The 11143-nt window shown below is 65.9% G+C and carries 10 protein-coding genes; 8 read left to right on the top strand and 2 right to left on the bottom strand.

The annotated features are described in order from the left end of the window. Positions 1-152: 152 nt before the first annotated feature. The 7 genes from ACT3UE_RS15400 (at position 153) to ACT3UE_RS15370 (ending at position 8113) form a co-directional block, all read left to right on the top strand. Positions 153-2153: a M13 family metallopeptidase gene (locus ACT3UE_RS15400; RefSeq protein WP_444555316.1), complete on the top strand. Its 2001-nt coding sequence runs from the start codon at positions 153-155 to the stop codon at positions 2151-2153. A 173-nt stretch (positions 2154-2326) separates the two neighbouring features. Then, entirely contained in the window at positions 2327-3811 is a 1485-nt protein-coding gene (gene lysS / locus ACT3UE_RS15395) for a lysine--tRNA ligase (protein WP_444555343.1), read from the top strand. A 3-nt stretch (positions 3812-3814) separates the two neighbouring features. Then, positions 3815-4000: a hypothetical protein gene (locus tag ACT3UE_RS15390; RefSeq protein ID WP_444555317.1), complete on the top strand. Its 186-nt coding sequence runs from the start codon at positions 3815-3817 to the stop codon at positions 3998-4000. Between the two features lie 133 nt (positions 4001-4133). Beyond that, positions 4134-4436, top strand: a complete 303-nt coding sequence (locus ACT3UE_RS15385) for a histone-like nucleoid-structuring protein Lsr2 (protein ID WP_444555318.1) — start codon at positions 4134-4136, stop codon at positions 4434-4436. A gap of 158 nt (positions 4437-4594) precedes the next feature. Next, complete coding sequence (locus ACT3UE_RS15380; protein ID WP_444555319.1) at positions 4595-7120, top strand: ATP-dependent Clp protease ATP-binding subunit; 2526 nt, start codon at positions 4595-4597, stop codon at positions 7118-7120. Positions 7121-7221: 101 nt separating this feature from the next. Beyond that, positions 7222-7725: an amino-acid N-acetyltransferase gene (locus tag ACT3UE_RS15375; RefSeq protein ID WP_444555320.1), complete on the top strand. Its 504-nt coding sequence runs from the start codon at positions 7222-7224 to the stop codon at positions 7723-7725. Between the two features lie 184 nt (positions 7726-7909). Beyond that, the gene (locus tag ACT3UE_RS15370) at positions 7910-8113 is read left to right on the top strand and encodes an Rv0909 family putative TA system antitoxin (RefSeq protein ID WP_444567006.1); all 204 of its coding nucleotides are present in this window, start codon (positions 7910-7912) and stop codon (positions 8111-8113) included. Positions 8114-8208: 95 nt separating this feature from the next. Here ACT3UE_RS15370 and ACT3UE_RS15365 read toward each other — a convergent pair whose 3' ends face one another. Then, a complete protein-coding gene (locus ACT3UE_RS15365) occupies positions 8209-9171 on the bottom strand; it encodes an A/G-specific adenine glycosylase (protein WP_444555322.1) in 963 nt (320 codons plus the stop codon). Positions 9172-9257: 86 nt separating this feature from the next. Between ACT3UE_RS15365 and ACT3UE_RS15360 the strand changes: the two genes are divergently transcribed. After that, a complete protein-coding gene (locus ACT3UE_RS15360; protein ID WP_444567005.1) occupies positions 9258-9965 on the top strand; it encodes a hypothetical protein in 708 nt (235 codons plus the stop codon). A 16-nt stretch (positions 9966-9981) separates the two neighbouring features. On the opposite strand, the gene disA is transcribed toward ACT3UE_RS15360, so the two are convergent. Continuing rightward, positions 9982-11058: a DNA integrity scanning diadenylate cyclase DisA gene (gene disA, locus ACT3UE_RS15355; protein ID WP_444555324.1), complete on the bottom strand. Its 1077-nt coding sequence runs from the start codon at positions 11056-11058 to the stop codon at positions 9982-9984. Positions 11059-11143: the final 85 nt, after the last annotated feature.

The raw sequence follows: 11143 nt of genomic DNA, 5'->3' as shown, positions 1-11143 counted from the left end.
CCGTGCCGGCGTTCCGGCCGCCGGCTACCTGTTTTCGCGTTCAGGGGAACTTCGGCCGGCGCACAGCCAAAGCCCGAAGTCGATCAGTAGGGTGAGGGTCAGACCACCATCGACGCCACGGGAACTTCTGGCGTCCCGACCCCTGGGGAGCCATGACTGCAGATCCAGCTTCACGCACTATGCCCGAACCCGCGACCAGCGAGGACCACCGCGACCACGACGTGAGGATCCAGGACGACCTGTACCGACACGTCAACGGCCAATGGCTGGCCACCGCGCAGATCCCCGGGGACCAGGGCAGCTACGGGTCGTTCATGCAGTTGCGCGACGAGGCGGAAGCGGCCGTGCACGCCATCATCAAACAAGCACGGCACGATAGCGCCGAGCCGGCCGGGGTGGCCGACGCCCGCCAGGAACGGATCGCCGGGCTCTTCAGCAGTTTCATGGACGAGGACGCCATCGAAGCCCGCGGCATGGACCCCATCCGCGAGGATCTGGCATCCGTCTACGCCTGCACCAGCATCGAACAGTTGCTGACCCTCAGCGGGGCTCTTCAACGGCGAGGCGTCTCGGGGCTCTACCAGGCCGGAGCGAACTCCGACGCCGGCCAACCGGACCGCAACATCTTCTCCATCATCCAGTCCGGCCTCGGACTGCCGGACGAATCCTATTACCGGGACGAGAAGTTTGCTGAACTGTTGCAGGAATACCAGGAACACCTGGGCCGGTTGCTCGGCCTGGTGGAGGTACCCAACGCCGACCAGGCAGCTGCCGGAGTGGTCGAGTTGGAGAAGGCACTGGCCGCCCATCATTGGGATGCCGTCAAATGCCGCGACGCCCAGGCCCGCTACAACCTGATGTCAGCGGAGGGGCTCTTCTCCCTCCAGCCGACCTTCCGCCTCTGGCTGGAGGGCGCGGGCATCGACGAGAAGTACTACGACGAAGTCGATGTCTGGCAGCCCAGCTACCTCCAGGGGGTCGAGGGGCTGCTGCACTCCCAGCCGCTCCGGGCGTGGCGCGACTGGCTGGCCGTACAGGTCGTGCGCAGCAACGCCTCGTTCCTTTCCGCGGCCTTCGTGGAGGAGAACTTCTCGTTCTATTCGGCCAAACTGGCAGGGGTGACCGAAATGCGTCCGCGGTGGAAGCGCGGGGTGGCCTTCACCGAGGGGGCCGTTGGCGAGGACATCGGACAACTCTATGTCGACGGGCACTTCGGACAACGCAGCAAGGACCTCATGGAGGACCTGGTCGGCAACCTCATCGCCGCCTATCGGCTGTCCATCGACGCCTTGGGTTGGATGAGCGCGGAAACCCGGGTGAAGGCCCAGGAGAAGCTCTCCATGTTCCGCCCCAAGATCGGTTATCCCGTGAAGTGGATCGACTACAGCGACGTATCGGCGGACCCGGATGACCTGATCGGCAATGTCTCCAGCGCCAATGAATTCGAGTTCTCCCGTGAACTGGCCAAAATCGATGAGGGTGTGGACAGGGACCTGTGGTTCATGTATCCGCAGACGGTCAACGCCTACTATCATCCGCTGCTGAATGAAATCGGGTTCCCGGCTGCCATCCTGCGTAGCCCGTTCTTCGACCCCGACCGGGACCCGGCCTCGAACTACGGGGCCATAGGTGCGGTCATCGGCCATGAGATCGGCCACGGCTTCGACGACCAGGGCTCGCAGTTCGACGGGACGGGCCAACTACGCGACTGGTGGACCGCCGAGGATCGTGCGGCCTTCGAAGAACTCACGGCCCGGCTGGTGGCCCAATATGATGCCCTCGTCCCCGAGGAGGCGCCGGAGCACCACGTCAACGGCGAACTCACCCTGGGGGAGAACATCGGCGATCTGGGTGGCCTGGGCATCGCCTACCAGGCCTACCGCCTGGATCTGCAGGCCCGCGGGCTGTCGGTGGATGAAGAGATCGACGGTCTGAGCGGGGACCAGCGCTTCTTCCACAGTTGGGCCGAGTGCTGGAGGTCGCTGACCCGTCCCGAAACGATGGTCAACCGGATCACCACCGATCCCCATTCCCCCGGGGAGTTCCGCTGCAACCAGGTGGCGCGGAACATGGATGCCTTCCACCGGGCCTTCGACACGAAGCCCGGCGACGGGATGTGGCTGGATCCCCAGGAGCGCGTTGCCATCTGGTGACCGGTGCTCTACCGGCGTCCCCTCCTGGAGACGGCGGTGGAGCGCTTCCGTGCAGCAAACCGTGACCGTTGGCACACCCATGGAAGAGCGTGCCCGTGCCGCGGCCGAAGGACGTAGAATCGAGTACTGTGACTGCTGATCAGACCCCCACCGCCCCCACCCCTGCCGAGACCATCGACACGCATGACCTGCGCCAGGTGCGTCTGGCCAAACGCGCCGAGCTGCTCGAAGCCGGCCGCGAGGCGTATCCGGTCGGCGTCGAACGCAGCCACACCCTGTTGCAAATCCGTGAGAAGTACGGACACCTGGAAGCCGGCGAGGAGACCCAGGACATCGTCGGCGTGGCAGGGCGCATCGTGTTCGCCCGCAATACCGGAAAACTGTGCTTCGCCACGTTGCAGGAGTCGGGCCCGAAGGGCGAGGCCGTCCGCCTGCAGGCCATGCTCTCGCTGGCCAACATCGGCGAGGAGTCGCTGGCCGACTGGAAGCGACTCACCGACCTGGGGGACCACGTGTTCGTCAAGGGTGCCGTCATCAGTTCCCGCCGCGGCGAACTCTCCGTCATGGTCACCGAATGGCAGATGGCCTCCAAGGCATTGCGCCCCATGCCGGTGCTGCACGCCGACCTCAACGAGGAGACCCGGGTCCGCCAACGGTATGCCGACCTCATGGTCCGCGACGAGGCCCGCGAGATGATCTACAAGCGTGACGCCGTGACCCGTGCCGTACGGGACACCCTCTACGGCCACGGGTATGTGGAAGTCGAAACCCCGATGCTGCAACTGATCCATGGTGGGGCCTCGGCTCGGCCCTTCCACACGCATCTGAATGCCTTCGACCAGGACATGACCCTGAGGATCGCCACCGAGCTCTACCTCAAGCGCACCGTCGTCGGCGGCATTCCCCGCGTCTTCGAAGTAGGGCGCCTGTTCAGGAACGAAGGTGTGGACTCCACCCACTCCCCCGAGTTCACGACGCTGGAATGCTATGAGATCTACGCCGACCAGTTCGTGATGGCCGAACGGATCCAGGAGATCATCCTCAAGGCCGCCGACGCCGTCGGGGCCGGCCGCCGGATCGAGACCTCCCAGGGCACCATCAACCTCGACGGCGAATGGCGCTGGCTTAGCGTCTATCCCGCCCTCTCCGAAGCGGTGGGCACCGAAATCACCCCCGAAACCACGGCCGGGCTGCTTCAATCGATCGCCGAGAAGCACCGCGTGAAGGTCGACCCGAAATGGGGGGCCGAGAAGCTGGTCATCGAACTGTTCGGGGAGATCGTCGAACCGACCCTGATCGACCCGACCTTCGTCTACGACTACCCGCCGGCGGCCCAGCCGTTGGCCCGACCGCACCGCTCCCAACCCGGGGTCATCGAAGCCTGGGACCTGATCATCGGGGGCATGGAACGCGGCACGGCCTTCACCGAACTGATCGATCCGGTCATCCAGCGAGAACGCCTCACCGAACAATCCCGACTTGCCGCCGACGGTGACGACGAAGCCATGCAACTGGACGAGGACTTCCTGCGGGCGCTGGAGTACGGTGCCCCGCCCATGGGCGGCATCGGGTTGGGCATCGACCGGCTGGTCATGCTCTTCACCGACGCCGGCATCCGCGAGACCATCCTCTACCCGCTCCTGAAGCCCGAGGCCTAGACCATGGCCTACGTCGAGGTGCTGCTGCCTACGATCGTCGCGGCACTGGTCTTCTGGTTCGTGATGCGTGCCCTGTTCCGGGTGGATCGCAATGAGCGGCTGGCGGAGTCCGCTGCCGATGCCCACCGGGAGGGGACGGCCCCTACCGAGGAACCCGACCCCGGGAGCGCCGACCGGCCCGGGGAGTAGGTTCCCGGACGCCGAGATCGGCCCATCCGCAGTACCATGGTCTCCGGAGGCACACCTCGACCCCCGGACCCCGAGGGCGAGATGCCCGGGGCCCGCCTGGAAGCCCCGATACCTTCTAAGTGAGGAGCCGCCCGTGGCGCGCAAGGTCGAAATCACGCTCATCGACGACCTGGACGGGTCGACGGCGAACGAGACCGTGCACTTCGGTCTGGACGGCAGCCACTACGAGATCGACCTCGGCGAGGCCAATGCCGGGAAGCTGCGAGAGGCGCTGGCCCCCTTCGTCGCCGGGGCGAGGCGTTCCACCGCCTACTCCGCGTCCGAGGCCCCCGCCATCCGGGCGTGGGCTGCCGACCACGGCTTCAAGGTCAGCGAACGCGGCCGCCTGCACTCGGAGGTCATCGACGCCTACCGCGAAGTACATCCGGAGTCCTGAGCCCGCTTCGGCAACCCCCGGGACCTCCCGGGGACCGGCTCGGACACCCCGCCGGCGGGACGGTGGGGAAATCTGCTTTATCCCCACGGCGAACACGGGCCATCTGGCGCCATTTGATGCGTAGCATCGTGAGTACGCGTTAGCTAGGAGTGTGCCGCATGTTTGAGAGATTCACCGACCGTGCCCGTCGCGTTGTCGTGCTCGCCCAAGAAGAGGCGCGCATGCTCAACCACAACTACATCGGAACCGAGCACATCCTGCTCGGCCTGATCCACGAGGGGGAGGGTGTCGCCGCGAAGGCGCTGGAGTCACTGAACATCTCCCTCGGTGCCGTTCGGGAGCAGGTGCAGGAGATCATCGGCCAGGGCCAGCAGGCCCCGTCCGGACACATCCCCTTCACCCCCCGCGCCAAGAAGGTCCTGGAACTCTCCTTGCGTGAGGCACTCCAGCTCGGCCACAACTACATCGGCACGGAGCACATCCTGCTCGGTCTGATCCGTGAGGGCGAAGGAGTGGCCGCCCAGGTCCTGGTCAAGTTGGGCGCCGACCTGAACAGGGTCCGCCAGCAGGTCATCCAGCTGCTCTCGGGTTATCAGGGCGGCAAGGAAACCGCAGGCGCCGGAGTCGGCCAGGGCCAGGCCGAAGGACAGCCTGCCGGCTCGGTCGTGCTGGACCAGTTCGGGCGAAACCTCACCCAGGCGGCCCGCGACGGCAAACTCGACCCGGTCATCGGCCGCGAGTTCGAGAAGGAACGCGTGATGCAGGTGCTCTCGCGCCGGACCAAGAACAACCCGGTGCTGATCGGTGAGCCGGGCGTCGGCAAGACCGCAGTGGTCGAGGGCCTGGCCCTGTCCATCGTGCGCGGCGACGTCCCCGAGACCATCAAGGACAAGCAGCTCTACACCCTGGACCTGGGGTCCCTGGTGGCCGGCAGCCGCTACCGCGGCGACTTCGAGGAACGCCTGAAGAAGGTCCTCAAGGAAATCCGCACCCGCGGTGACATCATCCTGTTCATCGACGAGATCCACACCCTCGTCGGCGCCGGTGCCGCCGAAGGCGCCATCGATGCAGCGTCGATCCTCAAGCCCATGCTGGCTCGTGGCGAACTCCAGACGATCGGCGCGACCACGCTGGACGAGTACCGCAAGCACATCGAGAAGGATGCCGCCCTGGAGCGCCGCTTCCAGCCGATCCAGGTCAAGGAACCTTCCGTGGAACACACCACGGAGATCCTGCGTGGCCTGCGTGACCGCTACGAGGCGCACCACCGGGTGACCATCACCGATGGCGCATTGGCCGCTGCCGCTCAGCTGTCACACCGCTACGTCTCCGACCGCTTCCTGCCGGATAAGGCCATCGACCTCATCGACGAAGCCGGCGCCCGCCTGCGTATCCGTCGACTGACGGCCCCTCCGGCACTGAAGGAGATGGACGAGCAGATCGCCAAGGTCCGCCGGGAGAAGGAATCCGCGATCGATGCCCAGGACTTCGAAGGGGCCGCCTCGTTGCGCGACAACGAGCAGAAGCTCCAGGAGGAGCGTGCCGAGAAGGAGAAGTCCTGGAAGAACGGCGATATGGACGATATCGCCGAAGTCGACGAGGAACTGATCGCCGAAGTACTGGCGAACTCCACGGGCATCCCGGTCATCAAGCTGACCGAGGAGGAATCCGGCCGCCTGCTGAACATGGAGGCGGAGCTGCATAAGCGGGTCATCGGCCAGGACGAGGCGATCAAGTCGATCTCGCAGGCCATCCGCAGGACCCGTGCCGGGCTGAAGGACCCCAACCGCCCGGGCGGTTCGTTCATCTTCGCCGGCCCCACCGGCGTCGGCAAGACCGAACTGGCCAAGGCCCTGGCGGAGTTCCTCTTCGGCGAGGAAGACGCACTGATCACCCTGGACATGTCCGAGTACTCGGAGAAGCACACCGTGTCCCGGCTCTTCGGTGCCCCTCCGGGCTACGTCGGTTACGAGGAGGGCGGACAGCTGACCGAAAAGGTCCGTCGTCGCCCGTTCTCCGTCGTGCTGTTCGACGAAGTCGAAAAAGCCCACTCGGATCTGTTCAACTCGTTGCTGCAGATCCTGGAGGACGGCCGATTGACCGACTCTCAGGGCCGTGTGGTGGACTTCAAGAACACCGTGATCATCATGACGACCAACCTCGGCACCCGGGACATCTCCAAGGGCGTCATGACCGGCTTCCAGTCGACCAGCGACACGAAGACCAACTACGACCGGATGCAAGCCAAGGTCCAGGAGGAACTGCGCCAGCACTTCCGCCCGGAGTTCCTGAACCGTGTCGACGACACGCTTGTCTTCCCGCAGCTGTCGCAGGAGGAGATCGTGCAGATCGTCGATCTGTTCGTGGCCCGCCTGGAGTCCCGCATGGTCGAAAAGGGGATGCACGTCCTGCTGACCGACGAGGCGAAGTACTTGTTGGCCACGAAGGGCTACGACCCGGCGATGGGTGCCCGTCCACTGCGTCGGACCATCCAGCGCGAGGTCGAGGACCAGCTCTCCGAGAAGATCCTCTTCGGGGAGATCATGGCCGGCCAGACGGTCACCGTGGACGTCGAAGGCGAGGGCGAGGACGCCAAGTTCACCTTCACCGGCCGCGAGGAGACCCCGGAACTGGAAGGCAAGGACAGCCCCGCGGAGATCGAGGAAGGCCACCTGAGCACCTGAGCCTGATCCCCGCCTGCACCAGGGGCCCGGTCGTGGAGATCCACGACCGGGCCCCTGGTCATGTGCTGGGAGGGTGCCGCCGACGGGAATAGGATGGGTAGATGCCAGATTTCATACTTCGGCCTGCCCGCACATCGGATGTCGCAGGGATCCGCCAGCTCGTCAGGCCGCTGGCCGATGAGAGGGTCCTGCTGGAGAAGGAAGCCGTCGCCTATTTCGAGAGCCTGCAGGAATTCATCGTGGCCGAGGACCGGGGGGACCTGCTGGGATGCGGTGCCCTGCACGTGATGTGGGAGGACCTTGCCGAGGTGCGCACGCTGGCGACCGTGGACAGCCGCCGCGGCCAGGGAATCGGCAGGTCCCTGCTCATCGAGTTGATCGAGAACGCGCGCAGGATCGGGGTCAGCCGGTTGTTCTGCCTGACCTTCGAGGTCGATTTCTTCAGGACGATGGGCTTCGATGTCATGGAGAATCAGACCGCCGTGGACCCCGAGGTGTATTCGGAGTTGCTGCGTTCCACCGATGAAGGCGTCGCCGAGTTCCTGGACCTCGCGCGGGTCAAGCCGAACACGCTGGGCAACACCAGGATGATCATGAACCTCTGAGGCCCGGGATTTCGCGCTCGGATGAATCCCGGATTAGTTGGTCCGTCATGGTGGACGAGCGGCCGTGCTCGTGCCTACGCTGGCAGCACAGGTCCCTCGGGGGCCGACGAGCCGCACCCCGCAGCCAGTGGGGAGCCGTGGCACCGTAAGTACCAACTGGAAACCAACGAAAGTAGGTCAAGAAATGGGACTCGGAGATAGCTTGGGTGGACTCGGCGACAAGGCCAAGGACCTCAAGAACGAACACGGTGACAAGATCAACGAAGGCGTGGACGCCGCCCAGGACAAGTTCGGCGACCAGCTCGGCGACCACAAGGACGCCATCGACGGCGCCCAGGAGAAGTTCCTCGGTGGCGGCGACGACGACAAGGACAAGAAGGACAAATAAGTCCGTTCATCCTTCATGAGGTAGGCGCCGCACGGCGCCACGGGGCCCCGCGGTATGCGGGGCCCCGTTGTCGTTGACGGGCCCCGTCCCCGCCGCTAGTGCGGCAGGGTGATTCCTGCCTCGGTTTCCACGGCCAACCCGTCCCGCAGCAGCCCCGCCAGGCATCGACGGCGCTGTTCAGCCCCCGCAGCCAGCGACCTCAGCCGTTGGAACGCAGAATCGGACTCGGCGTCGCCCCCCGACTCCGGCGGGGCGGTGTCCACCAGCAGGTCGGCGGGTTGGGGGTCGTCGCTGGCGCGCAGGACGGCCATCATGGCACCGCGGACCTGGCGATCGGTCCCCGCCCAGGGTTGGCCCTTGGGCGTGTAATGGGGTTCGGGTCTGCCCCGTGCGATCCAGGCGCAGGAGGCCGAAACCGGGCATTCGGCGCAACGCGGTGAGCGGGCCGTGCAGATCAGGGCCCCCAATTCCATCACCGCCGCATTCCAGGCGCAGGCCAGATCGCCCCCGTCGTCCCCGGTGGCCGGCATGAGATCGCCAGCCAATCGTGCTTCCGCAGCGGTCGGGCTGGGTTCGGCCAGGGCCTTGCCGCTGACCAGGCGGGCATGGACCCGCCTGATGTTGGTGTCCACGACGGTTTCGGGCTGCCCGAAGGCGAAGCAGGCAATGGCTGCTGCGGTGTAGCTGCCGACCCCGGGCAGGGCGAGCAGGTCAGCGGGGGAGGAGGGCACCTCTCCTTCGTGTTCCTCGACGATGCGTCGGGCGGCCTCGCTCAGGCGCAGGGCACGCCGCGGATAGCCGAGCCGGCCCCAGGCCCGCACTGCCTCTCCCGCGGGTTCGGCAGCCAGTGCCGCCGGTTCCGGCCAGCGGCGCATCCATTCTTCCCAGACAGGTAGGACGCGGGCCACGGGAGTCTGCTGGAGCATGAACTCGCTGACCATGATCCCCCAGGCGCCGCACTGCGGGCTCCGCCAGGGCAGGTTCCTGCCTTCGGTGGCGAACCATCCGGTGATGTCGTGATGGAGGGCATCGAGGTCCAGCGGCGGGGTGGGTGGCACGTGACTCCTTGGAAAGCGGGGCACCAATACCCTAGTGCACGGCGTGGGAACCGGGGGTGGCCGCGGCTGCTCCATACCCTAGGGGCATGGCACAACAGCAGTCCCGGTCTCCGGGCAGGGGCAAACCCAGTCCGGAAGTCTTCCGTCGTCGTCGAATCGTCGTTGGAGTGGCTCTGCTGGTCGTTCTCGCGTTGCTGGCCTGGGCCGTGATCGCCGTGGTGGGCTTCTTCACCAGGACCACCGACGGTGCCGGCCCGCCGCCGGCCGCCGCGTCCTCGAGCTCGGCGCCTTCCCCGTCGGCCAGTGCCGAGGCCACCCCATCGGCGAGCGGAAGTGCTGCCGCCACCGAAAGCGGCAGCGCCGAAGCATCGGCCTCCAGCACGGCCTCCTCCGCGGAGGCGGCGGGCGGAACCTGCGCCTCCGGAGACATCACGTTGGGTGCCGCTACGGATCAAGGCAGCTATGACCCTGCGGAGAAGCCGGTGTTGGAGATGAAGATCGAGAACACGGGCTCCGAGGACTGCACGGTGAATGTGGGGACCAGTCAGCAGGAATTCAGCATCGTGTCGGGATCGGACCGGATCTTCTCCACGACGGACTGCCGCAAGGATCCCTCCGATAGCGATATGACATTGAAGGCAGGGGCGACCGAAAGCGCCCGCTTCACCTGGGATCGTCAGCGCAGTGCCCCCGGCTGCAAGGACATCGAGTCCAAGCCCCGCCCGGGAACCTACACGTTCACCGCCAAGCTGGGCGACGTCGAAAGCGACAAGGTCAACTTCTCGCTGAAGTAGGCCGCCGCCGACGGGCCTACATGTACCGGTCGAGCAGACTGGACTCGGCAATGCGTGAGAGGCCCTCACGGACCGTGCGGGCCCTTTGCTCGCCGATGCCGTCCACGGCCATCAGGTCATCGATGTTGGCGGCCATCAGGTGCTGCAGGCCGCCGAAGCTGGCGACCAGCCGATCGGCGACCGCGCGGGGAACCGATTTGATGTTGGCGAGCAGACGGAACCCCTGGGGGTGCACCACCGCCTCCAACGAATCGGTGCCCGGGGTGAAACCGAGGATCGTGGAGATCCTGTTCAGATCGATCATGTCGTTGGAGCTGAAGGAGCGCAGCCGCGCCAAGGATGCGGCGATCTGATCGGGCTCGGTCCCGGCCTCGGAATAGTCCTTGAGCAGCAGGTCGCTGCCCGGTCCCAGCCCCGCGCTGAGCTCGTCGAACTGCAGAGCCAACAGCCGTCCGTCCCCACCGAGTTCAAGCACATACTGGTCGATCTCCTCGGAGATGCGCCTGACCATTTCCTGACGCTGGAGCACCACGGCGACGTCACGAACGGTCACCGTGGCCTCGATCTCGAGGGCGGAGAGGGTGCTGGTGACCTGGTCCAGCCGGTTGCGATAGCGTTCCAGCGTGGCCAATGCCTGATTGGCGCGGGCCAGCACGGGTTCGGACCCTTCCAGGACGTGGCGGATGCCTTGGACATAGATGGCGATGATATGCATCGATTGCGAAACCGAGATGACCGGGAAGCCGGTCTGGATGGCCACGCGTTCAGCCGTACGGTGCCGGGTCCCGGATTCCTGGGTTTCAATGGAATGGTCCGGCACCAGCTGCACCGCGGCCTTGAGGATGTTGGAGGCGTCCCGGTCGCAGAGGATGGCCCCGTCCATCTTCGCCAACTCCCGCAGACGGGTCGGAGAGAAGAGGATGTTGATGTCGAATCCGCCCGAGGAGATCGATTCCACGGTGCGGTCGCTGCCCAGCACGATCAGGGCTCCGGTCCGTCCGCGCAGGATCCGCTCCAGACCATCACGCAGCTGGGTCCCGGGGGCGACCCGGGCCAGGGTGGTGCGCAACGCTTCGTCGGGGGATTTGGGCATGGGGTTCCTTCCGGTGGATCACCCCATCCTAAGCAGGACGTGGCCGCTGCGGCGAGGCGGGTCCTGGTGCGTCGTGGTGGGGCTC

The sequence above is a fragment of the Arthrobacter sp. 179 genome, from assembly GCF_052379645.1.
Taxonomy (GTDB): domain Bacteria; phylum Actinomycetota; class Actinomycetes; order Actinomycetales; family Micrococcaceae; genus Arthrobacter_H.
The sequence above is the reverse complement of the archived record's forward strand: the minus strand, read 5'-3'. Positions and strand labels throughout refer to the sequence as shown.